This is a genomic window from Streptomyces sp. NPDC052040 (assembly GCF_044548405.1).
Lineage (GTDB): Bacteria > Actinomycetota > Actinomycetes > Streptomycetales > Streptomycetaceae > Streptomyces.
Genome location: NZ_JBIUBV010000005.1, coordinates 254,694 through 280,196, shown reverse-complemented (window position 1 = coordinate 280,196; position 25,503 = coordinate 254,694). Strand labels below are relative to the sequence as shown.

23 protein-coding genes are annotated in these 25,503 nt (G+C 72.8%); 12 read left to right on the top strand and 11 right to left on the bottom strand.

What is annotated here, in order from left to right; all coding sequences use genetic code 11:
* Positions 1-100 precede the first annotated feature (100 nt).
* Entirely contained in the window at positions 101-700 is a 600-nt protein-coding gene (locus ACIHAA_RS13975) for a hypothetical protein (protein WP_399816582.1), read from the top strand.
* A gap of 89 nt (positions 701-789) precedes the next feature.
* On the opposite strand, the gene ACIHAA_RS13970 is transcribed toward ACIHAA_RS13975, so the two are convergent.
* Positions 790-996, bottom strand: a complete 207-nt coding sequence (locus ACIHAA_RS13970) for a hypothetical protein (protein ID WP_399816580.1) — start codon at positions 994-996, stop codon at positions 790-792.
* Positions 997-1,057: 61 nt separating this feature from the next.
* On the opposite strand from ACIHAA_RS13970, the gene ACIHAA_RS13965 reads away from it, so the two are divergent.
* Positions 1,058-2,308 carry a beta-ketoacyl-[acyl-carrier-protein] synthase family protein gene (locus ACIHAA_RS13965; protein ID WP_399816578.1) on the top strand — a complete coding sequence of 417 codons (1,251 nt, stop codon included), beginning with the start codon at positions 1,058-1,060 and terminating at the stop codon, positions 2,306-2,308.
* A 31-nt stretch (positions 2,309-2,339) separates the two neighbouring features.
* On the opposite strand, the gene ACIHAA_RS13960 is transcribed toward ACIHAA_RS13965, so the two are convergent.
* Positions 2,340-3,455, bottom strand: a complete 1,116-nt coding sequence (locus ACIHAA_RS13960) for a Ku protein (protein ID WP_399816577.1) — start codon at positions 3,453-3,455, stop codon at positions 2,340-2,342.
* Between the two features lie 139 nt (positions 3,456-3,594).
* Here ACIHAA_RS13960 and ligD point away from each other — a divergent pair, with 139 nt between their 5' ends.
* Positions 3,595-4,488: a non-homologous end-joining DNA ligase gene (ligD, locus tag ACIHAA_RS13955; protein WP_399816575.1), complete on the top strand. Its 894-nt coding sequence runs from the start codon at positions 3,595-3,597 to the stop codon at positions 4,486-4,488.
* Positions 4,489-4,642: 154 nt separating this feature from the next.
* On the opposite strand, the gene ACIHAA_RS13950 is transcribed toward ligD, so the two are convergent.
* Complete coding sequence (locus ACIHAA_RS13950) at positions 4,643-5,446, bottom strand: nuclease-related domain-containing protein (RefSeq protein ID WP_399816573.1); 804 nt, start codon at positions 5,444-5,446, stop codon at positions 4,643-4,645.
* Between the two features lie 134 nt (positions 5,447-5,580).
* Here ACIHAA_RS13950 and ACIHAA_RS13945 point away from each other — a divergent pair, with 134 nt between their 5' ends.
* The 7 genes from ACIHAA_RS13945 to ACIHAA_RS13915 all read left to right on the top strand — a co-directional run bounded on the left by ACIHAA_RS13945 (position 5,581) and on the right by ACIHAA_RS13915 (position 12,625).
* The gene (locus tag ACIHAA_RS13945) at positions 5,581-6,081 is read left to right on the top strand and encodes a protein phosphatase (protein ID WP_399816571.1); all 501 of its coding nucleotides are present in this window, start codon (positions 5,581-5,583) and stop codon (positions 6,079-6,081) included.
* 150 nt (positions 6,082-6,231) lie between these two features.
* On the top strand, positions 6,232-7,644 hold the full coding sequence (locus ACIHAA_RS13940) for an FtsW/RodA/SpoVE family cell cycle protein (RefSeq protein ID WP_399816569.1): 1,413 nt from the start codon (positions 6,232-6,234) through the stop codon (positions 7,642-7,644).
* On the top strand, positions 7,641-9,242 hold the full coding sequence (locus ACIHAA_RS13935) for a penicillin-binding transpeptidase domain-containing protein (protein WP_399816568.1): 1,602 nt from the start codon (positions 7,641-7,643) through the stop codon (positions 9,240-9,242). Before ACIHAA_RS13940 ends, ACIHAA_RS13935 begins: the two co-directional genes overlap by 4 nt.
* A gap of 181 nt (positions 9,243-9,423) precedes the next feature.
* Entirely contained in the window at positions 9,424-10,353 is a 930-nt protein-coding gene (locus ACIHAA_RS13930) for a diiron oxygenase (protein WP_399816566.1), read from the top strand.
* Positions 10,354-10,437: 84 nt separating this feature from the next.
* Positions 10,438-11,163 (top strand): TetR/AcrR family transcriptional regulator, encoded by a 726-nt coding sequence (locus ACIHAA_RS13925; RefSeq protein WP_399816564.1) that lies wholly within the window; start codon positions 10,438-10,440, stop codon positions 11,161-11,163.
* 49 nt (positions 11,164-11,212) lie between these two features.
* Positions 11,213-11,530: a hypothetical protein gene (locus tag ACIHAA_RS13920; RefSeq protein WP_399816562.1), complete on the top strand. Its 318-nt coding sequence runs from the start codon at positions 11,213-11,215 to the stop codon at positions 11,528-11,530.
* A 102-nt stretch (positions 11,531-11,632) separates the two neighbouring features.
* The gene (locus tag ACIHAA_RS13915) at positions 11,633-12,625 is read left to right on the top strand and encodes a coiled-coil domain-containing protein (protein WP_399816560.1); all 993 of its coding nucleotides are present in this window, start codon (positions 11,633-11,635) and stop codon (positions 12,623-12,625) included.
* A 13-nt stretch (positions 12,626-12,638) separates the two neighbouring features.
* Here ACIHAA_RS13915 and ACIHAA_RS13910 read toward each other — a convergent pair whose 3' ends face one another.
* The 5 genes from ACIHAA_RS13910 to ACIHAA_RS13890 are packed head-to-tail and all read right to left on the bottom strand — an operon-like array spanning position 12,639 to position 18,774.
* Positions 12,639-13,883: a styrene monooxygenase/indole monooxygenase family protein gene (locus tag ACIHAA_RS13910; protein WP_399816558.1), complete on the bottom strand. Its 1,245-nt coding sequence runs from the start codon at positions 13,881-13,883 to the stop codon at positions 12,639-12,641.
* Between the two features lie 23 nt (positions 13,884-13,906).
* A complete protein-coding gene (locus tag ACIHAA_RS13905) occupies positions 13,907-14,554 on the bottom strand; it encodes a GTP-binding protein (protein WP_399816557.1) in 648 nt (215 codons plus the stop codon).
* Entirely contained in the window at positions 14,535-14,939 is a 405-nt protein-coding gene (locus ACIHAA_RS13900) for a DUF742 domain-containing protein (protein WP_399816555.1), read from the bottom strand. Before ACIHAA_RS13900 ends, ACIHAA_RS13905 begins: the two co-directional genes overlap by 20 nt.
* Positions 14,936-15,439: a roadblock/LC7 domain-containing protein gene (locus tag ACIHAA_RS13895; RefSeq protein ID WP_399816553.1), complete on the bottom strand. Its 504-nt coding sequence runs from the start codon at positions 15,437-15,439 to the stop codon at positions 14,936-14,938. The genes ACIHAA_RS13900 and ACIHAA_RS13895 overlap by 4 nt, the downstream gene beginning before the upstream one ends.
* Positions 15,436-18,774: a nitrate- and nitrite sensing domain-containing protein gene (locus tag ACIHAA_RS13890; RefSeq protein WP_399816551.1), complete on the bottom strand. Its 3,339-nt coding sequence runs from the start codon at positions 18,772-18,774 to the stop codon at positions 15,436-15,438. The genes ACIHAA_RS13895 and ACIHAA_RS13890 overlap by 4 nt, the downstream gene beginning before the upstream one ends.
* A gap of 369 nt (positions 18,775-19,143) precedes the next feature.
* Between ACIHAA_RS13890 and ACIHAA_RS13885 the strand changes: the two genes are divergently transcribed.
* Positions 19,144-19,932: a protein phosphatase 2C domain-containing protein gene (locus tag ACIHAA_RS13885; protein WP_399816550.1), complete on the top strand. Its 789-nt coding sequence runs from the start codon at positions 19,144-19,146 to the stop codon at positions 19,930-19,932.
* 124 nt (positions 19,933-20,056) lie between these two features.
* Here ACIHAA_RS13885 and ACIHAA_RS13880 read toward each other — a convergent pair whose 3' ends face one another.
* Complete coding sequence (locus ACIHAA_RS13880; protein WP_399816548.1) at positions 20,057-20,629, bottom strand: MarR family winged helix-turn-helix transcriptional regulator; 573 nt, start codon at positions 20,627-20,629, stop codon at positions 20,057-20,059.
* A 282-nt stretch (positions 20,630-20,911) separates the two neighbouring features.
* On the opposite strand from ACIHAA_RS13880, the gene ACIHAA_RS13875 reads away from it, so the two are divergent.
* Complete coding sequence (locus ACIHAA_RS13875; protein ID WP_399816547.1) at positions 20,912-21,733, top strand: lysozyme; 822 nt, start codon at positions 20,912-20,914, stop codon at positions 21,731-21,733.
* 115 nt (positions 21,734-21,848) lie between these two features.
* Here the strand turns inward: ACIHAA_RS13875 and lon are convergent, their stop codons facing one another.
* Positions 21,849-24,269, bottom strand: a complete 2,421-nt coding sequence (gene lon, locus ACIHAA_RS13870; RefSeq protein WP_399816545.1) for an endopeptidase La — start codon at positions 24,267-24,269, stop codon at positions 21,849-21,851.
* Positions 24,270-24,602: 333 nt separating this feature from the next.
* Entirely contained in the window at positions 24,603-25,391 is a 789-nt protein-coding gene (locus tag ACIHAA_RS13865; RefSeq protein ID WP_399816542.1) for a rhomboid-like protein, read from the bottom strand.
* Positions 25,392-25,503 lie beyond the last annotated feature (112 nt).

Genomic DNA, 25,503 nt, shown 5'->3' with positions numbered 1-25,503 from the left:
TAGCGGCGCAGGGGCGGCGGTCGGCTCACGGGTTGGGAAATCCACCTTATCTGACTGTCTGTCATTTATAGTGACGCCGTCACACAGAGTGAGGGGCTATGTGATCAGCGTGAACGAAACCTATCGAAGGCCGCGCCGTCATCTCGTGCTCGGCGGAGCACTCATCGCCGCGCTCGTCGTGCAGTCGGTCGCGCTCATCTCCGAGCAGATGCAGATCGACGATCTGCAGGCTCATGAGATCGACGTCGGCCCCTCCGGGCCGCCCGGGCCCGCCGGTCCTGCTGGCTTGCAGGGCAGGGACGGGAGAGACGGCAAGGACGGGAAGGACGGCAAGGACGGGAGCCAGGGCCAGGACGGGCAGGACGGTCAGGACGGGACGGACGGCAGGGAAGGCAGGGACGGGACGGACGGGACGGACGGGAAGGAGGGGAAGGACGGGGAGAACGGGCAGAACGCCACCTCCAGTCCCACCAAGAAGGCGTCGCACGACCACCATGGGATGCGCCCCATGGACCGGGCCCTCCCGGGCGGCTCTCCGTCTCCAGAGGTGCCACCCCTTCTCCGCTCGGTGGTTCCTACGTCCACGCCTGCGCCCGCGCCTGTGCCGGTTCCTGTCCCGGGTGACGGAGCCGGTCTTCAGGGGCCCGCCTCCCCCTCGCCCGCCTCCCCGTCGCCCGCGTTGACACCCTCGGGTGAGTGAGCGGTCTGCCGTGTGGCCTGCTGTCCGGTTTTCGGGGTCGGCCGGGTCGCTGAGAGGTTAACCGGGGCCGGAAAGCGGACAGATGGTTCTTACCGGGCTGCTGCGGTTGCGGGCGGTGCCGTGGAGACGTGGGTGCGTTGATACGCGGTGCCGTGGTGCGCGTAGTGAGCGTAGTGATGTGTGTGGCGGGTGGTCCGGTCCGTTTTAGAGAGCAGGCGGTTCGGCATGGGCTCCTCCTTCGGTTCCTCCTTGTCTTTGGCTACTTCGTCTTCTTCGTCTTCTCCGGCTTCGGTCATATCGGCTTCTTCGGCTTCGCTGGATCGCAGGGCGGTCGGTGCCGGGGAGGTGCCTCGGCGGGTGGTGGTCACCGGGCTGGGGGCAGTGACCCCGTTGGGCGTCGGGGTGGCGGAGTTGTGGCAGGGACTGCTGGACGGGCGGTGCGGGATACGGGAGTTGACGGGAGAGGAGTTCGCGGGGCTGCCGGTCCGGGTGGCCGGAGTGGTGCCGGTGGATGTCGCCGGGCTGCTGCCCCGGCCGCAGGCGCGGCGGATGAACCGGGCCGCTCGGTTCGGTGTGCTCGCGGCGCGGGAGGCGTGGCAAGACGCGGGGTTCGATGCCGCCGGGGCCGAGGGGGCCGGACTTGATCCGGCGCGTGTGGGTGTGTCGGTCGGTTCGATCCTGGGCGACGCGTCGGTGCTGGTCAGCGCCGATCGCGCGTTGCGGGAACGGGGACCGCGGGCCGTCCCTCCGCTCACCACGCCCATGACGGTCCCGTCCCAGGCCGCCTCGCAGATCTCGCTCGACCTGGGGATCACCGGGGAGGCCCGTACGGTGACGAGCGCGTGTGCGTCGGGGACGGAGGCGATCGGGCAGGCCGTCGACCGGATCCGGTACGGGTATGTGGACGTGGTGGTGGCGGGCGGCGCAGAGGCCGTGGTCACCCCGGCGATCATGGCGGCGTTCGCCGCGATGCGTGCGCTGTCCTCCCGCGGGGTGGGCGAGGTCTCCCCATCCCGCCCCTTCGCCAAGGACCGCGACGGCTTTGTGAACGGTGAGGGCGCGGGATTTCTGCTGCTGGAGGCGGAGGAGCACGCCCGGGCGCGGGGTGCTCGGATCTACTGCGAGGCCGCGGGCTGGGGGCTGTCCGCCGACGCCCACCATATGGCGGCCCCGGACCCTTCGGGCAAGGGGATCGCCCTCGCGCTGCGGCGGGCGCTGCGGGACGCGGGGGCGCAGGCCTCGGATGTCGTCCATGTCAACGCGCATGCCACGGCCACCGTCGAGGGCGACCTGGCGGAGGCGCTCGCCGTACGGGCGGTGCTGGGCGGCGGGGTCCCGGTCACGGCGCTCAAGGGCCATCTGGGGCATCTTCAGGGGGCGGCGGGGGGTGTGGAGGCGGTGGCCACGGCGCTGACTCTGTGCCATGGGGTTGTTCCGCCGACCATCGGCGGTACGGAACGGGACCAGGACCCGGACATCCGTCTGGATGTGGTCCGGGGGTCACCTCGCCCGTTGCCCGACACGGGGGATCTGGCGCTCAGCAACTCCTTCGGCTTCGGCGGGCACAATGCCGTCCTCGCCCTGCGAAGGGTGCGGGAGAGGGCGTAGAGGAGAGGGGGCGGGGCGCGAGCGGGGGGGCTCAGCTTGTCTGCTTTCGGGCGGCTGTCGGCTTCCGGGCGGCTGTTTTCTTCGCTCCTGCTGTCTTCTTCGCCGCTGTCTGCTTCGTGGACGTTTTCTTCCCAGTCGTTTTCTTCGCGGTCTCCTTCTTCGCGGTCGCCTTCTTCGTGGTTCGGCTGTCGGCGGTCGGTACGTCGGCGGTTGCTTTGCTGGTGCTTGCTTTTCCGGCCGTTGCCCTCTTTGTCGGCGCCGTGGTCTTCCTCGTCGATGTGGACTTCTTGCCGCCGACCTCCTTCGGTGTCGTACGGGCCGGCTTCCTGGCCGGGAGCTGTCTCACCTCTGCCTCCCGGTCCGGTTCGCCGCCCCGGGACTGCCGGGCGGCACGCACGCTCTTCTCCAGGGCCGCCATCAGGTCCAGGACCTTGCCGCCCTCGTCGGGCTCGGGGAGCGGCGGGGGCTCCTTGCCCTCGGCCTTCGCGGCGATCAGCTCCTCCACCGCCGCGCGGTACTCGTCGTGCAGTTCGTCCAGGTCGACTTCCCCCAGCGTGTCCATCAAGGTGTCCGCCAGGTCCAGTTCCTTGTCGCGGATGGAGACGTCGGTGCCCGGCGCCATGTCCTCCGGCTCCCTGATCTCGTCCGGCCACAGCAGCGCGTGCAGGGCGAGCACGTCGTCGACGGTGCGCAGCATGGCCAGCCGCTCCCGGCCCCGTAGCGCGAACTTCGCGACGGCCACCTTGCCACTGCGCCGGAGGGCCTCCCGCAGCAGGGCGTAGGGCTTGGCGGCCGGGGTGCCGTTCGCCGACAGGTAGTAGGCCGAGTCCATCTGGAGCGGGTCGATCCGGTCGTCCGGTACGAAGGCCACGATCTCGATGGTCCTCGCGGTGGGGAGGGGCAGCTGCGCGAGGTCCTCGTCCGTGATCGGTACGACGGAGCCGTCCGCGTCCTCGTAGCCCTTGCCGATCTCCGAGGACGCCACCTCGTGGTCGTCCAGCTCGCAGAACTTCCGGTAGCGGATGCGGCCCCCGTCCTCCAGATGGATCTGGCGGAAGGAGATCGAGTGGTTCTCCGTGGCGTTCATCAGCTTGACGGGGATGGTGACCAGGCCGAACGAGATGGCCCCGTTCCAGATGGATCGCACGCGCCGCACCTCTTCGCTCGACAACGGGTTCGCTCGACAACGGGTTCACTTGATGACCGGTTCACTTGATGACCGGTTCACTTGATGACGGTTTCACCAGATAACGGGACAACAGGTGATTCCATGGGATTCTCATCGTATGACGCCGATCACCGAGGTGGAGGGGCGGCGGCTCGCGCTCAGCAATCTGGACAAGGTGCTCCATCCCGCGACCGGCTTCACCAAGGGCGAGCTGCTGCACTACTACGCGGTCACCGCGGAGGTGCTGCTGCCCCATCTGCACGACCGCCCGCTGTCCTTCCTGCGCTATCCGGACGGACCCGAAGGGCAGACCTTCTTCGTCAAGAACGTGCCGCCGGGTACGCCCGACTGGGTCACCACGGCCGAGGTGCCGCGCGCGGAGGGTCCCGCGCGCATGGTGCTGGTCCAGGACCTGCCGAGCCTGATGTGGGCGGCCAACCTGGTCACCGAGTTCCACACCCCGCAGTGGCAGGCGGACAGCCCCGATGTGGCGGACCGGCTGGTGTTCGATCTGGACCCCGGTCCGCCCGCCACCGTCGTGGAGTGCTGCCGGGTGGCCCTGTGGCTGCGGGAGCGGCTCGCGGCGGACGGGATCCAGGCGTACGCGAAGACGTCCGGTTCCAAGGGGCTTCATCTGCTGGCGCCGGTGGAGCCCACCCCCTCGCAGCGGACGACCGACTACGCCAAGCAGCTCGCCATGGAGGCGGAGCGGGGCATGCCGCGTCTGGTGCTGCACCGGATGACGCGGAGCCTGCGTCCGGGGAAGGTCTTCGTGGACTGGAGCCAGAACGCGGCCCGCAAGACCACGGCCGCGCCCTACACCCTGCGGGCCCGGGCCGAGCCGACCGTGTCCGCGCCGGTGACCTGGGAGGAGGTGGCGGACTGCGAGGCCCCGGACGCCCTGGTCCTCCGGGCTCCGGACATGGCGCCCCGTATCCAGGCGTACGGGGATCTGATGGCACCGCTGTTCGATCCCGCCGTGGCCCGGCCGCTGCCCCCGGCGCCCGCCTGACCCCGCCCGGCCACTACCCCCCGCCGCCTACATGACCCCGCCCGACCGCTACCCCCGGCACCTACCTGACCCCGCCAGTCCCGGCGGCCTCACCCGACGTTTCCGGCCCCGGCCCTACCCCCAGCCCCAGCCCCAGCCCCAGCCCCAGCCCCAGTCAGACCCTCCCCCAGGTGTGCCGGTCGCGGGCCGTCGCGTACAGGGCCTCCACCTCGGCCGGTTTGAGAATGCCGCCCAGGCGGGCCAGGCCGGGCAGGTCGGCGTCCGTCAGGACCCGGACCCCGCGGGGCCGAGGCCCGACCTCCAGGCGGGCTGGTTCCGTCACCACCAGGAGGGGGCGCACCTCGGCGGTGAGGGCGTACGACGCCCGGTCCGCGTCGGCGCGCATCCGGCGCAGCAGCGGGCGGGGGCCGCCCCGGCCGACCGTGACCTCCGGGTCGGCCACCCGGACCCGCTGCCTGCGGGCGGGCAGCGCGTGCACGGCGAAGAGGCCGCCCGGGCCGATCACCAGGTGGTGGACGCGGTCCCCACCGGGCAGCGACAGCGAGTGCAGGGTGCGCCAGCCCGCGTCCTCCAGGCGGTCCAGCGCCTCCCCCACTGTCTGCTCCGCGGCCAGCGCCCGCCGGCGCGGGTCGGGGCGCAGCCGGTGCGCGGGCGCGGGGTCGCGGTCCAGGGCGATCAGCAGGGCCTCGCCGGGGCGGTTCGGCGCCAGGTCGTCGTCCGGGTGGAGGGAGAGCCGTGCCAGCTCGGCGGGGGTGGGGACGGGCGGCGGTCCGACGGTGACCGGGCCGGTCAGGAACGGGGCGAGCGCCTGGAGGACGTCCTGCCTGCGGTCCTCGCCGAGCAGGGCGACGCGGCCGGTCCCGCGGTCGTACCAGGCCACGTTCCTGCCGTCGGCGCCGCAGACGTAGAGGCGTTCCCGGCCGTGCCGCCGGGTCGGTACGACGCGCAGTCCGTCCATGCACCCTCACCCCATGCCCCCGTGCGCCTTCACCCCATGACCATGGGAACAGGCGGGGTGCTCCGGGGGCAAGAACCCGGCTACCTTGGTGAGCAGTTGGGACTCGGTGGGAGGCGCCGGTGCGGACCCGCGGTATGCAGCCCGAGGTTCCCGCCCCGGATGTTCCGTGGAGCGAGATCGTGCCCGGCCTGTGGATGGGCGGCCACGAGTTCGCGGGGCGTTCCGGGCGGCGGGAGTTCGCGGTCGTCAGGGACGAGTTCGAGGTGGTGCTGAGCCTGCTGCGGCTGCCTGGACACGGGCCGGACGCGGGGGTCGAGCACCATGTGTGGGCGATTCCGGACGGGCCGCTGGACGGGACGCAGATCGCGGGGGTGATACGGCTCGCGCAGACGGCGGACGACGCCCTGGAGGACGGCCGCCGGGTCCTCGTCCGCTGCTACCACGGCTACAACCGCTCGGGCCTGGTGGTCGCCCAGGCGCTGGTCCGGGCCGGGCACGGCGTCGACGAGGCGATCCGGATGATCCGGGCCCGCCGCGGCCCCTGGGCGCTGCACAACCGGCTGTTCGTGGAGTATCTGCGGACCGGCCTGGACACCGCCCGGCTCCTGGAGGACCTCGACGACCTCGCGGACTGACCCGGCCCGGCCCCCACGCACACACGTCCCCACGCCCCGCAAGCCCCGCACGCTCCCCACGCCCCACCACACCCCCCCCCACGCCCCGCCAGAGCCCGATTGACCCCCTAAAACGGGACATGCCGCCCGCCCCCTTGCTACGTTCCGCTCATGATCGAGCCCGGAACGCGAGGACCGCAGGGCCCGCGGGGACCCCGGGAACCGGGGGCGGCGCGCACGGTCGCGGCGGCGCCGGACACGCTCGTCTCCGCCCCTCCCCTGCCCCGGCGCCGCGGCATCGAGTGCGCGCTGATCGTCCTCGCCGTCCTGCTCTCCGTCTACGGCTACTGCGCGGTCGGTCTCGCCGACCGCGGCACGGTCCCGCCGGGCACCCTCGGCTACGGCGCCGGGCTCGGGCTCCTCGCGCTGCTGGCGCACGGCGCGGTGCGGCTGCGGGCCCCGTACGCCGATCCGCTGCTGCTGCCGATCGCCGTGCTGCTCAACGGGGTGGGTCTGGTGCTGATCTACCGCCTGGACCTGGCGACCCCCGGCGACCCGGCCGCCCCCGCCCAGCTGTACTGGTCGACGGTGGGCGTGGCCCTGTTCATCGCGGTGATCCTGCTGCTCCCCCACCACCGGGTGCTCCAGCGCTACACCTATGTCTGCGTGGTCGCCGCGCTGGTGCTGCTCATCCTGCCGATCCTCTTCCCGGCGGTGAACGGCGCCCGGATCTGGCTGCGGATCGCCGGGTTCTCCATCCAGCCCGGGGAGTTCGCCAAGGTGCTGCTGGCGGTGTTCTTCGCCGGATATCTGGCCGCCAACCGCCATGCGCTGGCGTTGACCGGGCGGCGCGCGGGCCCGCTGCGGCTGCCCGCCGGGCGGGTTCTCGGGCCGGTGGTGGCGGTGTGGCTGCTGAGTGTCGGGGTGCTGGTGCTGGAGCGGGACCTCGGCACCTCGCTGCTGTTCTTCGGGCTGTTCGTGGTGCTGCTGTACGTCGCCACGGACCGTACCGGCTGGATCGCCGTGGGGCTGGTGCTCGCGGTGCTCGGCGCGCTCGCCGTGGGCCGCCTCGAACCGCATGTGCACGGCCGGGTCACGGACTGGCTGCACCCCTTCGCCTCGATCGAGGCGGGGCAGGGCGCGGGCCAGCTCGCCCAGTCGCTGTTCGCGTTCGCCGCCGGGGGCGCGCTGGGCACCGGGCTCGGGCTCGGCCACTCGGTCCTCATCGGCTTCGCCGTGAAGTCGGACTTCATCCTGGCCACGGCGGGCGAGGAACTGGGGCTCGCGGGCCTGTCCGCGCTCTTCCTGGTCTACGCGCTGCTGGTGGAGCGCGGCTACCGGGCGGGGCTCGCGCTGCGGGACACGTTCGGGCGGCTGCTCGCCGTGGGGCTCGCGTCGATCGTCGCCCTCCAGGTGTTCGTGATCGCGGGCGGGGTGACCGGGCTGATCCCGCTCACCGGTATGGCGATGCCCTTTCTGGCGCAGGGCGGCTCCTCGGTGGTGACCAACTGGATCATCGTGGCGCTGCTGATCCGGATCAGCGACTCGGCGCGCGGCCCCCTCGGCGGGGCGGCGATGCCATGAGCCTGCCCCGGGACCTGGACTCCGCGGGGGGCACCCGCTCCATCCGCAGGGCGGCGGCGCTGTGCGCGGTGCTGCTGGTCGCCCTGCTGGCGAACGCGACCCGGGTGCAGATCTTCGAGTCCGGGCGCTACGGCGACAACCCCGCCAACCACCGGAAGGGGATCGAGCGCTACGGCCGGCCGCGCGGCGACATCCTGGTCGGCGGCCGTCCGGTGACCGGCTCCCGGGACACGGGCGGCACCTTCCGCTACGAACGCACCTACACGGACGGCCCGCTGTACGCGCCGGTCACCGGCTTCGCCTCACAGCGGTACGGGACGACCCTGCTGGAGCACGCGCAGGACCCGGTGCTGGCGGGCACCGATCCGACGCTCTCCCTCTTCCCGCTCTGGAACGACCTGGTGCACCGGCGCTCGCCGGGCGGCCGCGTCGTCACCACCCTGGACGAGGCGGCGCAGCGGGCCGCGTTCGAGCACCTGGCCGGGAGGAGGGGTGCGGTGGCCGCGGTCGAGCCGTCCACCGGCCGGATCCTGGCGTTGGTCTCGACGCCGTCGTACGACCCCGGGGAGCTGTCGGGGACCTCGGCGACCGCCTCCCGGGCCTGGGCGAAGCTGACCGGGGACGCGGCGCAGCCCATGCTCAACCGGGCGATCCGGCAGACCTATCCGCCCGGCTCCACCTTCAAGGTGGTGACGGCCGCGGCGGCACTGGACTCGGGGCTGGTGTGGGACCCGGACGACTCGACCCCCTCCCCGGACCCCTACCTGCTGCCGGGTACGAGGACCCGGCTGACCAATGAGTCGGACGGCTGCGCCGACGCCTCCCTGCGGTACGCCTTCGAGTGGTCGTGCAACACGGTGTTCGCGAAGCTGGGGGTGGCGCTGGGGCAGCGGACGATGACGGCCGCCGCGGAGAGCTTCGGCTTCAACGATCCCACGCTGCGGATCCCCTTCGCGGTGGCGCCGAGCACCTTCGAACGGAAGCTGGACCAGGCGCAGTTGGCGATGTCGTCGATCGGGCAGTTCGACACGAGGGCGACACCGCTACAGATGGCGATGATCGCGGCGGCGGTCGCGGACGGGGGCACGGTGAAGGCGCCGTACCTCGTGGAGAAGACGACGACCAGCGCCGGGTGGACGGTCGGCACGGCGTCCCCGCACACCCGGTACCGGGCGATGAGCCCGGCGACGGCGGCGCTGCTGCGGGAGATGATGACGGGCGTGGTCGAGGAGGGGACGGGCCGGACCGCGGCGATCCCGGGTGCCATGGTGGGCGGCAAGACGGGCACCGCGCAGCACGGCGTGGACAACTCGGGCAATCCCTACGCGTGGTTCATCTCCTGGGCCCAGGCGGAGGGCGCGGCGGAGCCCGCGGTGGCGGTCGCGGTGGTGGTGGAGGACGCGGCGGGCGAGCGCGGGGAGATCAGCGGCGCCGGGTACGCGGCACCGATCGCGAAGGCGGTGATGGAGGCCGTGCTCGACTCCCGGCCGGGGCCCGGGCAGGACTCCGGACCGGCAGCCGGACGCGGCGCAGGACCGGGTTCCCGTACGTCGGGTACGTCCTCGGGATCCAACGGGCTCTCCCCCGCCGCGCGCTGACCACTGACCGCACGACGACACCCAGTACGGCCCGGCGCCGTACAACTCACCCGCCCATCCCCGTGGTAGACGAGATGTCAACAAGTCCCGCCCAAGGGATTGACGTCCTTGCTGACACGCAGTCTCATAAGACCTGATCGCCGGTAACGGCGGCCCGTACGACGACGTGGTGGGGACTGCGATGACGACCGTGACCGAGGCGGAAGTGCTGCGCGATGCGCTCGGCCTGCTCAAGGACCGGGAACAGGTGGCCGAGCGGCTGCTCGCCTCCGCCGCGAAGCACTCCTTCGACCCGGACAGCGAACTGGACTGGGACACCCCCTTCGAGGACGGCAAGTGGTTCTGGCCGCCGGAGCTGGTGTCCCTCTACGACACGCCGCTGTGGCGGCAGATGGGCGAGGAGCAGCGGATCCTGCTCTCCCGGCACGAGGCCGCCTCCCTCGCCTCGCTCGGCATCTGGTTCGAGATCATCCTGATGCAGCTGCTGGTGCGGCACATCTACGACAAGGCGGCCACCAGCGCGCATGTGCGCTACGCGCTGACCGAGATCGAGGACGAGTGCCGCCACTCGAAGATGTTCGCCCGGCTGATCACCCACGGCGACACCCCCTGGTACCCGGTCAGCAGGCTCCACCAGGGACTCGGACGCCTGTTCAAGACCGTCTCGACCACCCCCGGCTCCTTCACCGCCACCCTGCTCGGCGAGGAGATCCTGGACTGGATGCAGCGGCTGACCTTCCCCGACGAGCGGGTGCAGCCGCTGATCCGCGGGGTCACCCGCATCCATGTCGTGGAGGAGGCCCGGCATGTGCGCTACGCCCGCGAGGAGCTGCGCCGCCAGATGCTGACCGCCCCGCGGTGGTCCAGGGAGTTCACCCGGGTCACCTCCGGCGAGTTCGCCCGCGTGTTTTCGGTCGCCTTCGTGAACCCCGATGTGTTCACCAACGTGGGTCTGGACCGGCGGGAGGCCCTGGCGCAGGTGCGGGCCAGTGGCCACCGCCGGGAGGTCATGCAGACCGGTGCCGGGCGGCTGACCGGCTTCCTCGACGACATCGGGGTGCTGCGGGGAGTCGGCAGGCGGCTGTGGAAGTCCTCGGGGCTGCTGGCGTGAAAGCGACGCGGGGCGGGCGACAACCGGACGGCCGCCCCGGAGCCCGGCCCCCGTTCCCCGGGTGACGCGATTACGCTGCGGGACATGACCTCCGAGGCCACGACCCGCGCGTACCGCAGGCTCAGTGTCGAAGAGCGCCGGACCCAGCTCCTCGGCGCCGCGCTGGCCCTGTTCGCGCATCGCGCGCCCGAGGAGGTCTCGCTGGACGACGTGGCGGAGGCGGCCGGGGTCTCCCGCCCGCTGGTGTACCGCTACTTCCCGGGCGGCAAGCAGCAGCTCTACGAGGCTGCCCTGCGCTCCGCGGCCGAGGAGCTCCAGCTGTGCTTCGCCGAGCCCCAGGAGGGCCCGCTCACCCGCCGTCTGAGCCGCGCCCTGGACCGCTATCTGGCCTTCGTCGGCCGTCACGACGCCGGTTTCAGCGCCCTGCTCCAGGGCGGCAGTGTCGTGGAGACCTCCCGCACCACCGCCATCGTGGACGGGGTGCGGCGGGCCGCCGCCGAGCACATTCTCAGCCATATGGGCGCCGAGGACCCGGGACCGCGGCTGCGGATGACGGTACGGATGTGGATCACGGCCGTCGAGGCCGCCTCCCTGATCTGGCTGGACGAGGACAAGGAGCCGCCTGCCGAGGAGCTGCGGGACTGGCTCGTGGAGCAGTTCGTGGCGTGCCTGGTGGCCACCGCGGGACGCGACCCCCAGACCGCCGCCGTCATGCGGGCCGCACTGGCCCTGGAGAGCCCCGAGGGTCCCGCCGGGACGCTGGCCCGCGCCGTCCTGCCGGTGCTCGGCGGCGCGGGGCATCTGCTCTGAGCCGGGGCCGCGTGCCCCGGTCCGCGGCGGCACGGAGGACACTGGTGCCGTGAAGAGCAAAGACACCCCGTTCACGGGCGGCCCCCTGGACGGGCGCGTCCTTCCGGTCCTGCTCGGCCCGACCGGCCATCCGCCGAAGACGTACCGCGTCCCGGTCCCGGACGCGGCCGGGGGCCCGCCGACCGTCCTCGTCTACCGCCGCGTCCCGGCGGGGCCGCCCGGACGGCTCGGCCTCCACCCCGGCTGGAAGTACGCCTACGACCCCGAGGGGGGCGACCGCGGCGGACGCCTGCGGTGGCCGTGGTCCAAGCCGCGCAGCGGGGACGCCGACACGCCGGACAAGGGCCCCGGCACCACCACCGGGTGACCTCCCTGCGCCGGTCCGACCACCGGGCGCGCGCCCGGTCGGTGCGCGGCCCATGCTGCCGGTACGAGGTGGAAGGGCCACCCCCGCACCGGAGGTGATCTCATGTCGGAGCGGCTGCTCCGCCGGGCGCTCACGGCGGCGGTGACCGCCTCGGCCCTGCTCGCCCCCGTGCCGCCCGCGGCCGGCGCCCCCGAGCCGTCGCCCCGCTCCCCCTCACGCACCCCCGAGCAGCCGCCCCGCGCCCCGTCACCGGGGCCCGCTCTCCAGGACTCGCCCTCGCCCGGCCCGTCGTCCCCCGCCCTCCCGGCGGCGCCGTCCGGACCCCCGCTCTCCGACCTGCTGACGGAGCTGCGGGAGCGGTACCGGCAGGCCGAGGAGGCGTCCGCGACGTATGACACCGTGGCCGCGCAGCTGAAGAAACGGCAGGCCGAAGTGGCGCGCCTGGACGGGCAGCTCGCCCGGACCCGGCAGGCACTGGACAGGAGCCGGCGCGCGGTCGGCCTGCTGGCCCGGCAGCAGTACCGCAGCAGCATGGAGATCGGCTCCTATGTACGCCTGCTCATGGCACAGGATCCGCAGCACGCCCTCGACCTGGGCCATGTGCTGGCCCGCCTGGGCCGCGAGCGGGCCGGGACGGCACGGCGGCTGGCGGCCGCGGAACGGCACGCCGACGCACTGGCCCGCGCGGCGCGCACGGCCCTGGACGGACAGCTCGCCCTGACCGAGCGGCAGCGCAAGCAGCGTGACGACGTCCGGCAGCGGCTGAAGGACATCGACAGCATGCTCGCCGCCCTGAGCCCGGATCAGCTGGCCGCGCTCTCCGAGTACGAGCGCGGCTGGACCGAGTCCGCGCAGCAGAAGCTTCTGTCGTCGGGCGCGTACGGCCCGTCCCCCGCGCCGGTTCCGGAGACCGGCCGACCGCCCGGCACCCGGGCCCCGGGCACGGACCGGCCGTCCCCGGACCGGTCGTCCGCCCTGTCACCGGACCCGTCCCCGGACCGGTCGTCCGCCCTGTCACCGGACCCGTCGTCGGCCCCGGAAGCGGGCGGGGAACCGGGCGGGACACACCCCCACCGGAGCTTCCCGCTCCGGTGAGGGCCGGGGCGGGCTAGGCGGCCGTACCGCCCGCCACCGAGTCGAGGTACGCCTCCGTCTTCTCCGGCTCGTAGAAGAAGTTCTCGAAGTCGGACGGGTCGTTGAAGCCGTTGGCGAAGCGGTCGGCGACCGGGGGGAGGGAGCCCGCCGCGCCGATCAGGTTCAGGACGTGCTCCGGGGGCACGCCGAGCATGGCGTTCGTCCACTTGGTGACATGCTGGGCGACGTTCCAGTAGCGGTCGAACGTCGCCTGCATCCAGGCCGCGTCGAACTCCTTGTCGCCGTGCTCCAGGATCGAGTCGAGGTAGCTCGCGGCGCACTTGGCGGCCGAGTTGGAGCCCTGGCCGGTGATCGGGTCGTTCGCCACGACCACGTCGGCCACGCCGAGGACCAGTCCGCCGCCGGGGAGGCGGCCGATCGGGTTGCGGACGGTGGGGGCGTAGCGGCCCGCGAGGGTGCCGCCCGCGTCGGTCAGTTCGACCTTGGTGGCCCGCGCGTACTCCCAGGGAGTGAACCGCTCCATGAGTTCCAGGGTCAGGGAGAGGTGCTCCGAGGGGTCCTTGACGCCCTTGAAGACATCGAGCGGGCCGCCGGGTATGCCCTCCCAGAACAGGATGTCCGCGCGGCCGGAGTTGGTCAGGGTCGGCATGACGAAGAGCTCGCCGACGCCCGGCACCAGGTTGCAGCGGACCGCGTCGTAGTCCGGGTGCTCCGGGCGGGGGCCCAGGCCGTGGACATAGGCGACCGCGAGGGCGCGCTGCGGCTCGCTGTAGGGGGAGCGCGCGGCGTCCCGGCCGAACATGGACACCAGTTCGCCCTTGCCCGCCGACACCAGCACCAGGTCGTAGGTGCGGGAGAAGTAGTCGAGGTCGGAGACCGCCGCGCCGTGGATGACCAGCTGCCCGCCGCGCTGTGCGAAGGTCTCCATCCAGCCGGCCATCTTCACGCGCTGGTCCACCGACTGCGCGTAGCCGTCCAGCCTGCCCACCCAGTCGATGACCCGCTGCGACTCGGGCCCCGCCACGGAGACACCGAGCCCCTGGATCTTCGGGGCCTGGGACTCCCAGAAGTTCAGCTGGAGATCGCGCTCGTGCTGGAGTGCGGTGTGGAACATGCACTGCGTCGACATGACCCGGCCGGTGCGGATCTCGTCCGCGGTCCGGTTGGACATCAGGGTGACCTCGTACCCGTGCGACTGGAGGCCGAGGGCGAGCTGGAGGCCGGACTGACCGGCTCCGACGACGAGTATCTTCCGCATGCGGGTGGTGCTCCTGTTCGGGGCTACTCGGGGGTGACGTCGAGCGCGTGGCCCACCAGGGCCAGGAGGGTCTCGATCACCGAGATCCGGCGCCGCGCGTCCATGATCATGACAGGTATATGTCTGGGGACGGTGAGGGCCTCACGCACGTCCTCGGGCTCGAACCGCTCGGTGTCGTCGAAGTGGTTGACGGCGACCATGTACGGCAGCCCGCTGCTCTCGAAGTAGTCCAGCGCGGGGAAGCAGTCCTCCAGACGGCGGGTGTCGGCCAGCACCACCGCGCCGATCGCACCGCGCACCAGGTCGTCCCACATGAACCAGAACCGCTGCTGGCCCGGCGTTCCGAAGAGGTAGAGCACCAGGTCGTCGTCGAGCGTGATGCGGCCGAAGTCCATGGCCACCGTGGTGGTGAGCTTCTCCGGGGTGGCGGTGAGGTCGTCGGTCTCCTCGCTGGCCTCGGTCATCAGCGCCTCCGTCTGGAGGGGCTGGATCTCCGAGACGGTGGCCACCAGGGTGGTCTTGCCGACGCCGAAGCCGCCCGCCACCACGATCTTCGTGGCGATCGGGGCGCGCGTGCGGTCCGTCTGCCAGGCTTTGAGGTCCTCCTGCTCGACGAGGTCGGCGGGGAGCGGGGAGACGCCCGGGGCGGCGTCAGAGACGGCGGAGTCCACTCAGCACCCTTTCCAGCAGAGCGCGGTCCGGCTGTCCGGGGCCGTGACCGGTTCCGTATACACGGATCTTTCCCTGGTCCGCGAGGTCACTGAGGAGTACGCGGACCACTCCGAGCGGCATCTTCAGCAGTGCCGCGATCTCGGCCACCGTGCGCATACGGCGGCAGAGTTCGACGATGGCCCGCATCTCGGGCATCACTCGGGTGGCCAGTGAACCATTCGTCAGTTCACGCCGTTCCTCGGGGGCCTCAAGTGCCGCCACAAAGGTCTCCACGAGCAGCACGTGCCCGAAGCGGGTACGGCCGCCGGTGAGCGAATAGGGCCGTACCCGGGCGGGTTTGCGGTCACCGCCGCGCACGGGGAGCTTCTTGGGTCCACTGCTCATCGGGTGCTCTCCGCCGACTCGGCCTCCAGGGACTTGCGCAGTTCGCTGCGGAGTTCGGGCGTCAGGACGTGTCCGGCGCGGCCGACGAAGAGCGCCATGTGGTATGCCACCACACTCATGTCGCAGTCCGCGGAGCCGTGCACACCGAGCAGCGAGCCGTCACTGATGGACATGACAAACAAACTGCCTTCGTCCATCGCGACCATGGTGTGCCGGACTCCGCCGAAGGCCATCAGCTTGGCGGCCCCGATGGTGAGGCTGCCGATGCCGGAGACCACGGTGGCGAGGTCGGCGGACGACCCCTTCGGGCCGCCGGGCCGGGCCGTGCGGCCCTCGCGGGCCTGTGCGTTGCGGCCGGGGTCGGACGAGAGCAGCAGCAGGCCGTCGGAGGAGACCACCGCGACCGACAGCAGTCCCGGCACCTCCTCGACCAGGTTCGTCAGCAGCCAGTGCAGGTTGCGGGCCTCACTGCTCAGTCCGAAGGTACTGGGCGCGGTCAACTGCTTGCCTCCTCGACTGTGCCCCCCGTCGGGTCGACGCCCGGTGCGGCACCGGGCGCTGCGTTCTGAGGTGGTGCTGTGGGGCGGTGCGCGGGCGCCCTGTTCTCGGCGGTCCGCTCGGCGGTCTCCGCCTCGGCGTGGCGGTAGCCCTCCGAGGCACCGCGGTGGAACCCGCCGAGCCTGCGGCGCAGCGCCTCGGCGTCCACCCCTCCGGCGCGCTGGCGGGGGGCCGGGGCGGGCGCGGAGATCTTCGGGGTGCGCTTGGGCAGGCCCTTGGCGGTGAGCCTGGGGGCCTCGGATGCCGGAGCAGTGGGGGCCCCGGGTGCCGGGGCGGTGGGGGGTTCGGCCTCGTCCACGGTGCGTTCATGGGCGTCGGGGCCGATGGTGTACGGGGCTGCCGCCGGACTGCCGGGGTCACCGGCACCGGGCGCGGGCTGCTCGGTCCGGGACAACGGAAGCAGCAGCTCCATCGTGGTCTCGGGGCCGGGCAGGTCGGCGGGGGGCTCGGGGGTACGGCCCGGGAAGCCGGTGGCTCCGGCGACCGGTTCCCGCACGGGCAGGCCTCCGGCGTGCGGGGCGGCTTGCTGCCGTACGGCGTTGGCGTCGCCCACGCCACCCCTGCCACGGGCGGGGCCCGCGTCGGGGGCGGCGCCGGAGTCCCACGCGGAGCCTTCGTCCCGGGCAACGCCCATGTCCCGCAGGGGGCTTCCGTCCCGTACGGCGGCTTCGCTCCGTACGGGGCCGTCGTTCCGGGCGGTGCCGTCGTTCCGGGCGGCGTCCCCGTCCCATGCGGCGGTCACCGCGTCGCGTACGGCGGCGGCTTCGTCCTGGGCGGCGGCCTCGTTCCGTGCGAGGTCTCCGCCCCACGCGGCGGTCACGGCGTCCCGCGCGGCGGCCGCGTCGCGGGCGGGGTCCCCGTCCTGTACGGCGTTCACCCCCCGGACGTCGGCGGGGTCCGGCACCGCGCCCGCTCCGGGGGCGCCGGGAAGCATCTCCTCGCGGGGGCCCGGAAGCGTGCCCGGGGTCCGGGTCGCGGGGGCCGGGGCTCCGGTGCCGTCGGTGTCCTGGTCGTGCACGGCCTGTTCCGCCGCCGCGATCAGGGGGTCCCGTCCGTCGGCGGGAGCCGGGGCAGTGATCCGGGGGCGGCTGCTGAGGACGTTGGAGTTGGCCTCCGCGTCGGCGCCGGGCAGCATGACCGGCGCCGTACCGCCCGCCACCGGGCCCATGCCCGACAGCGGCACGGCGGCCGCCGGGGCCGCGGCCAGCAGGGTCTTGGGCAGGACGACGACCGCCGCGACACCGCCCTGCTTCTGCTCGCGCAGCTGGACCCGGACCCCGTGCCGGTGGGCGAGGCGGGCCACCACGTAGAGCCCGAGCCCCAGTCCCTCACCGCTCTCCTGGTCGTACGGCTCGGCCGGGTCGAAGTCGGCGAGCCGGGCGTTGAGGCGGCCCATGCGGTCGGCGGTCATTCCGATGCCCTCGTCCTGGACGGAGAGCATCACCTCGCCGTTCTCCAGGAGCCAGCCGGAGATCTCGACGGTGACGTCCGGCGGGGAGAACGAGGCGGCGTTCTCCAGCAGTTCGGCCAGCAGGTGCGAGAGGTCGTCGGCGACGAAGCCCGCGATGTGCGCGTGCGGCGGCAGCGCGGCGATCCGGACGCGCTCGTACCGCTCGATCTCGCTGACCGCGGCGCGCACCACGTCCACCAGCGGCACCGGCCCCGCATGCTGCTGCACATGCTCGGCACCGGCGAGGACCAGCAGGTTCTCACTGTGCCGGCGCATCACCGTGGCGAAGTGGTCGAGGCGGAAGAGCGTGGCGAGCCGCTCGGGGTCCTGCTCGCGCTCCTCCAGGCCCTCGATGACGGTCAGCTGGCGCTCGACCAGGCCGAGCGTGCGCAGCGCGAGATTGACGAAGGTGGAGTGGATGCTGTGCCGGGCCCGCTCCAGATGGGCGGCGGACTCGGCGAGTTCGGCGCGCAGCGCGGCACGCTCGTCGGCCATCGTCTGCCGCTGGCCGACCAGGTGCTTGCGGTCGGCCTCCAGGGTGCCGAGTCGGTCGTGCAGCGCGACGGCATGGGCGTGCAGGGCGTTGACGGAGCGGACGACCTGGGCGAACTCGTCGTTGCGTCCGGTGAACTTCACCGGCTCCTGACCGGCCGGATCCGCGGCCACTCGCGCCGAGCCTCGGCGCAGCACGGACAGCGGGCGGGTGAGGCTGCGGGCCATGCCCATGGCGGTGCCCACGGCCACCAGCACCAGCACGCCGAGGAGGGCGATCCTGATCTCCAGGCCGGTGACATCGTCGTCGCGCAGCTGCGCCAGGTCCTTGCTGCGGCTCTCGTAGAGCGAGGACTCGACACCGCGCATCAGCTCGACCCGCGCGGACAGGGCCGCGTCGACCTTCTTGCTGCTCAGCTGGAGGTCGTCGTCGGAGAGGGTGGGCCCGTCGGTGAGGTCGGCCAGGTACTTCTCGGCGGAGTTGACCTCGGTGCCGTTGACCGTGGAGTCGTAGGAGGTCTTGGCCGTCGGCGTCGCGGTGTCGTGGAAGTCGGCGAGGGCCGCGTCGGAGCGCACGGCGGCCTGCTGGGCAGCGGTGGTGAGCGCGTCGCGCTGCTTGTCGTCGGCCGTCGGGGAACCGGCGGCGGTGGAGGGCAGCCCGGTGACCGGGTTGATGTCGGCCCCGCCGGACTGCGGGACGGCGAGGGCCGCGAGGAACAGGCCCCGGGCGGCGGCGGCCTGCTGCACGGCGCTGTCCAGCTCGGCGAGCGCATAGGCGCCGGAGCCCGCGCGGGGCGGGATCTTCTGGGCCAGCTCGTCGGCGAGTCCGTGCAGCTCGGTGATGACGGCGGAGTACGCCTGGTGGGCCTGGAGGGCGCCGCTCTTCCCGACGAGCGCGGCCCGGCGCACCGAGCCCACGTCGTCGAGCGCCTTGCGCAGCGCGGCGGGCAGGTCCGTCTGGGCGCGCAGGTCCTGGATCTCGCGGTCGACGCGGGCGCTCTGCTGTTCGGCGGGAGCCTTCGACTCGGTCCGCCCCGCGGCCACATAGGCGGTGACGGCGTCGCGCTCGTCCGCCAGCGAGTGGGCGAGGGTCAGGGCGTCCTGGGTCTGCCCGGCGAGCGTCACCAGGTTCTGGGAGTCGTTCAGCTGCCCGGAGGCGGCGACGACGCTCGGTGCCCCGGCGCCCGCGATCGCGGCGGCGACCACGGCCACCGCGACGACCAGCCGATTGCGCACACGGGCGGTGCGGCCACTGCCGCTGCCCAGGGGCTCGGACGAGACATCCCGTTCGGTGGCCGTCTGCTTGCCTGTGCGCCGAGGCCGCGTCTTCTGCACCGGTGCTCGCATTCCTGACTCGTGTACCCATGGCCGGGTGACGGCCCGTCAACTGGGGCGTCGACCCGGTACAACGGCTCCCGACCCTCCCAGTGCCGGTGGGCAGAGGTCCCGCTTCACCTGACCCCCCACCCAAAGGAGTGAACATCGGTGAGGAGTTGGCGGGCAAGTTCCTGTGGCCCGTGCGGACACCTTGTACGGCAGGCCGGTTGGACGTCGGCGGCACGATTTGGCAGTATGCGCCGCCGCGCGCCACCGGAGCCGATCATTCCACCCCAAAACAGGCGTCTGACCTGGTCGGTCACGCTGTTTCCGCAACCAATGCCAGCCTTTCGCGGGCCGTGTGAAGGGGTCGTGCAGACTGGCCGGATGCGTATGGAACTGATTTCCGAGCCGGGCGACGCGGCCCGCCCCAACGAGGACTTCGCCGCGCTCGCCCTTCCGGCGTCAGGACAGGGCGGAGCGCTGGTCGTACTGGACGGGGTGACCCCGCCGGAGGGCGACGACGGCTGTCTTCATTCCGTCCCCTGGTTCTGCGCACGGCTCGGCGGAGCCCTGACCGAACTGTCCGTTTCCCGCCGGGATCTGACGCTGTCGGAGATCCTCACAAAGGCACTGCGGCGTACCGCTGACGCCCACGCATTCACCTGTGACCTTTCTCACCCGCGCACCCCGCAGGCAACCGTGGTCCTCGGGCGCTGGTCCGGGGCGACGGTGGAGTACCTGGTCCTCGCGGACTCGGTGCTGCTGGCCGAGGCGCCCGACGGCACGGTCTCCGCCCTGGTGGACGACCGGCTGGACCGCCTTCCGCGCGCCTCGCTGGCCTCGGACGCGATCGCGGACGCCACGGTCCGCAACAAGGAGGGCGGCTTCTTCACGGCGGCCGCCGACCCCGCCGTCGCGGACCGTGCGGTGACCGGCGAGCTGCCGCGCTCGGCGGTGCGCACCCTGGTGGCGCTGACGGACGGCGCGACCCGCTGGGCGGAGAAGTTCCGCCAGGGCGACTGGACGGATCTGTTCGGGCTGGTGCGTACGGAGGGGGCGGCGGCCCTCGTGACGCGGGTCCGGGCCCTGGAGGACGCCGACCGGGCGCAGCGGGCGTATCTGGGCCGCGGCAAGACGCACGACGACGCGACGGTGGTCGTCGTACAGCCGTGAGGCCCGGACGGCGTGCCACGCGGAAACGGCGTGCCACCGGGAAACGCGGACCTGGCGACGCGGCCCGGGCGGCACCATGCGAGGCAGCCCGGGCGGCACCGTGGGCCGCCGCCCGGGCGGCGGGCTACTTCTCCATGCCCTGGTTCAACTGGTGCAGCAGCCGGGCCAGTTCGGCGACCTCGCGCTGGTCCCAGTGGGCGAGCTGGCGCACATAGCGGGCGCGGCGGGCCTCACGGACCAGGCCGACCCGGCGGTGGCCCTCCTCGGTGAGGTGGACCAGCCAGGCGCGGCCGTCGGCGGGGTCGGGCTCCCGGGCGACCAGGCCCAGGTCCTCCAGGGCACGCAGCTGGCGGGACATGGTGGCCTTGCCGACACCGATGTAGGCGGCGAGCGCGGTGGCACGCTGGCGGCCGCACTCGTCGAGCCGTACGAGAAGACCGTAGGCGGCGGTCTCCAGGTCCGGGTGGACCTCCCGGGCCATCTCGCCCTGGCTGGCGCGGGCGCGCCGCAGGAACACGGTCAACTCGCGCTCCAGCGAGAGAAACTCCTGGTGCGCCTCGCCACCGCCGAGTGCCGCGGCCGCCGCATCGGCCACATCCGCCGCAGCACCGGCGGCCGGTGCGCCGGAGCGCTCCGCACCGCCGCCCGGCACACCGGACACGACCGGACGCCCCTCTCCGTTTGAGTCCTCGTGCACGTCAGCACCCCTGCCCCGGTTAACCCGATCCTGAAAGTTTCTGCCAAACCTCACCATTGCCGCAGCTACGCCAGTATTTCGCAGGCGTAGACCAACGGCAGCCTCCGGCCCCCCTTCCCAGCCCTCGGTCTACGTGCGTAGCTTCCAAGGACAGGCAAGGACCGGCACGCCCGCGCCGTCGTGCGACGGGGTGATCATGCCCCGCTCTCCCCCGGGTCCCGGCACGGGCCTGCCCGAGCGATCCCCCCCACCCCGCTCCACCGAACCCTTCGGAGGCACGTCATGCCCGTGCTCAGATCCGGACCGGTCCGCTCCGTGCGCCGTCTGCTCACGGCCGGAATCCTGCTCGCCGTGCTCTGCCTGCCGGGGCTCCTCCCGGCACGCGCCGCCGCCGCGCCCGCCCGCGGCTCCGCGTACATGGGGATGGGCGTCCTCGCACACGACGGCCGGGGCGGCGCCCCACGGGCCACCGCCGCCGCCCAGACGGAGGGCGTCGACGTCTCCGGATACCAGGGCAGTGTCGCCTGGGCGACACTCTGGAGCAGCGGGGTCCGCTGGGCCTACACCAAGGCGTCCGAGGGGACGTACTACACCAACCCCTCCTTCACCCAGCAGTACAACGGCTCGTACGGCGTGGGCATGATCCGCGGCGCCTACCACTTCGCGACCCCGGACACCGCGGGCGGCGCCGCCCAGGCCGACTACTTCGTCGACCACGGCGGCGGCTGGTCCAGGGACGGCAGGACCCTGCCGGGCGCGCTGGACATCGAGTGGAACCCCTACGGCGACGCCTGCTACGGCAAGTCGGCGAGCGCGATGACCGGCTGGATCGCCGACTTCCTGGGCCGCTACAAGGCGCGCACCGGCCGGGACGCCGTGATCTACACGGCCACCAGCTGGTGGAGCCAGTGCACCGGGAACTACTCCGGCTTCGCCTCGGCCAACCCGCTGTGGATCGCCCGCTATGCCGCCGACCCGGGCACCCTGCCGGGCGGCTGGGGCTACTGCACCATGTGGCAGTACACCTCGTCGGGCCCGACCGTCGGCGACCACGACCGGTACAACGGGGCGCTGGACCGGGTGCAGGCGCTGGCCAACGGCTGAGGGTGACGACGACCGGCCGCGCCGACGGCCGACAGCTGCGACGGCCGCGACGGCTGCCGGGCGGGCGTACCCGCCGCCGCGCAGCCGCCGTACCGCCGCCGTCGCCCCGCGCCCGTCACGCCGCCGTCGGGACCTCCCGGGTCGCTCCGCCGGTCGCCGCCGGGGTGAGCGCCAGCTCCAGGGCCTGGCGGACGTCGGTGACGGTGTGGACCTCCAGCTTGTCCAGCACCTCGGCCGGGACGTCGTCCAGGTCGGGTTCGTTGCGCTTGGGGATGACGACGGTCGTCACGCCCGCCCGGTGCGCGGCGAGCAGCTTCTGCTTCACCCCGCCGATGGGCAGCACCCGGCCGGTCAGCGAGACCTCGCCCGTCATCGCCACATCCGTGCGCACCGGACGGCCCGACAGCAGCGAGGCCAGCGCGGTCGTCATGGTGATGCCCGCGCTCGGGCCGTCCTTGGGGACCGCGCCCGCCGGGAAGTGGATGTGCACGCCCCGGTCCTTGAGGTCCCCGACGGGCAGCTCCAGCTCGGCGCCGTGCGAGCGGAGGAAGCTCAGCGCGATCTGCGCGGACTCCTTCATCACATCGCCGAGCTGGCCGGTGAGGGCCAGACCCGCCGCGCCCGTCTCCGGATCGGCGAGCGAGGCCTCCACATAGAGGACGTCGCCGCCCGCGCCGGTGACCGCGAGACCGGTCGCCACGCCCGGGACCGCGGTGCGCCGCTCGGCCGGGTCCTGGGCGGCCTCGGGCACATGGTGGGGGCGCCCGATCAGCCCGCGCAGATCCTCGGCGCGTACGGTGCGGGGCAGTCCGTTCTCCTCCAGTTCGTGCTGTGCGGCGACCTTGCGGAGCAGCCGGGCGATCGACCGCTCCAGGTTCCGCACGCCCGCCTCCCGGGTGTACTCCCCGGCCAGGCTGCGCAGCGCGCCCTCGTCGAGGGCGACCTCGTCCTGGTCCAGTCCGGCCCGCTCCAGCTGACGCGGGAGCAGATGGTCGCGCGCGATGACGACCTTCTCGTCCTCGGTGTAGCCGTCCAGGCGGACGATGTCCATCCGGTCGGCCAGCGCCTCGGGGATCGCCTCCAGGACGTTCGCCGTGGCGAGGAACACCACGTCCGACAGGTCGAGTTCGACCTCCAGGTAGTGGTCGCGGAAGGTGTGGTTCTGCGCCGGGTCCAGGACCTCCAGCAGGGCGGCGGCCGGGTCGCCCCGGAAGTCCGAGCCCACCTTGTCGATCTCATCCAGCAGGACGACCGGGTTCATCGAACCGGCCTCCTTGACAGCACGGACGATCCGGCCGGGCAGGGCGCCGACATAGGTGCGCCGGTGGCCGCGGATCTCGGCCTCGTCGCGTACGCCGCCGAGCGCGACCCGGACGAACTTCCGCCCCATGGCGTGCGCGACCGATTCGCCGAGGCTGGTCTTGCCCACACCGGGCGGCCCGACCAGCGCCAGTACGGCACCGCCGCGCCGCCCGCCGACGACACCGAGGCCCCGGTCGGCGCGGCGCTTGCGGACCGCCAGATACTCGGTGATCCGCTCCTTCACGTCGGAGAGGCCCGCGTGCTCGGCGTCCAGGACGGCCCGGGCGCCCCGGATGTCGTAGGCGTCCTCGGTGCGCTCGTTCCACGGCAGTTCGAGCACGGTGTCGAGCCAGGTGCGGATCCAGGAGCCCTCGGGCGACTGGTCGCTCGCCCGCTCCAGCTTGTCGACCTCCTTGAGGGCGGCCTCGCGGACCTTCTCGGGAAGGTCGGCGGCCTCCACCCGGGCCCGGTAGTCGTCGGTCTCCTCGCCCTGTGCGCTGTCGCCGTTCAGCTCGCGCAGTTCCTTGCGGACGGCTTCCAGCTGGCGGCGGAGCAGGAACTCGCGCTGCTGCTTGTCCACGCCCTCCTGGACGTCCTTGGCGATGGACTCGGCGACGTCCTGCTCGGCGAGGTGGTCGCGCAGGTGCTGGGTGGCCAGCTTCAGCCGGGCCACCGGGTCGGCCGTCTCCAGCAGTTCCACCTTCTGCTCGGTGGTCAGGAACGGCGAGTACCCGGAGTTGTCGGCGAGCGCGGAGATGTCGTCGATGGCCTGGACCCGGTCCACGACCTGCCAGGCGCCGCGCTTCTTCAGCCAGTTGGTGGCGAGCGCCTTGTACTCCTTGGCGAGCTCGGCGGCGTGCCCGGGCAGCGGGTCCGGCACGCTCTCGTCGATCCGGGTGCCCTCCACCCACAGCGCAGCGCCCGGACCGGTGGTCCCGGCGCCGATCCGCACCCGGCTGCGGCCGCGGATCAGGGCGCCCGGGTCACCGTCGGCCAGTCGGCCCACCTGCTCGACGGTGCCGAGCACACCGGTGGTCGCGTAGGTGCCGTCGATCCGGGGGACGAGCAGGACCCGCGGCTTTCCCGGTTCGGCCCGGGCGGCTGCCTGCGCGGCCTCCACCGCCGCACGGACATCGGAGTCACTCAGGTCCAGCGGAACCACCATGCCCGGCAGCACGACCTCGCCATCGAGGGGCAGTACGGGCAGGGTGAGCGATGCGGGCATCGAAGCCATGATCTCCCCTTCGGCAGTCAACTTGAGCTATGCCGACTCAATGCGGGGCGCGATCCGAATGTTCCCCCGAACCCGTTCGCTCTGAGCGATCACGCGGCGACCTGCGACTTCGGTACACGGGACCGCCCGTCCGGGGGCATGGCGCGCGGCGGTCCGGTGACCCGGGGGGCTCAACTCCGGGCAACCCGGAGGACTGCCCAGGCACATGGCGACCCGACGGCCTCAACTCCGGACGGCCCGGCGGACTGCCCGGCAAACCGCCCCACGGCTTGGCGCGCGACAGCCCGGAGACCCTGGGACCCGGGGACCTCAACTCCGGACGCCCCCGACGCCTCACCCCCCGGCAACCCCAAGCCCCACCCGCCGCCACCGCCGCACCAGCGGCCAGGTGCCGACGCCGATCGCCAGGGACAGCAAATGGCCCCAGTCGCTCAGGGGGTCGGTGAACTGGAGCAGATCGGCGAGCAGTATCCCGCCGAACACGGCGAGGATCGTCCCGCGCAGCCAGGGCCGCACCAGACCCGCGAGGGCGCCGACACTCGCCGCTACCCCGAAGCTGATGCCGTAGTCGAGGCGGTGCAGCGAACTGCCGGGCAGCTGTCCGGCCTGCACCGCAAGGCCGACGGGCACCTCGGTGGCCAGGGTCGCGAGGACGTGTCCGAGCAGGAAGACGACGGCGGTGCGGGGGCCTCCGATCCGCCGCTCCAGCGCCGTCAGCGCGAGCAGGAAGAGCAGCGCGTACGTGGAGCCCGGGCCGCCCGCGATCCACAGCGCGCTGGCGATCAGCACCAGCAGGGGGTCGTGCGCCAGATGGGCGACGTCGGTGCTGGACCCCTGATAGAGGGAGTGCATCAGCGCGGGGTCGGCGTACTCGGCGAACAGGGAGGTCACCGCGAGCACGGCCGCGTAGCCGAAGGTGAAGGGCGTCTGCGCGGGGAGCGGCAGCAGGGCGCGGATCCGCACGGCCGGGCGGGGCGTTCGGGCGGGGGCCGGGAACCAGGGGTCGGCGGCCGGGTGGGCCGGGAGCGGGGCGGTGCGCTGGCGCGGCATGCCGTCGAGCAGGTGCACACCTGTCCCGGGGGCCGTGACCACGGCATCAGCCGCCGAGACCGTGCGTTCCAAAGCGGGTGGCTCCCTTCCGTTCATGAACCACCCTTGGTGCCGCCCCGGGCCGCTGTCTATGACCGACGCCACCGGGAGACCCGATTCAAAGCAACTTCTCAGCTCTGTTCTG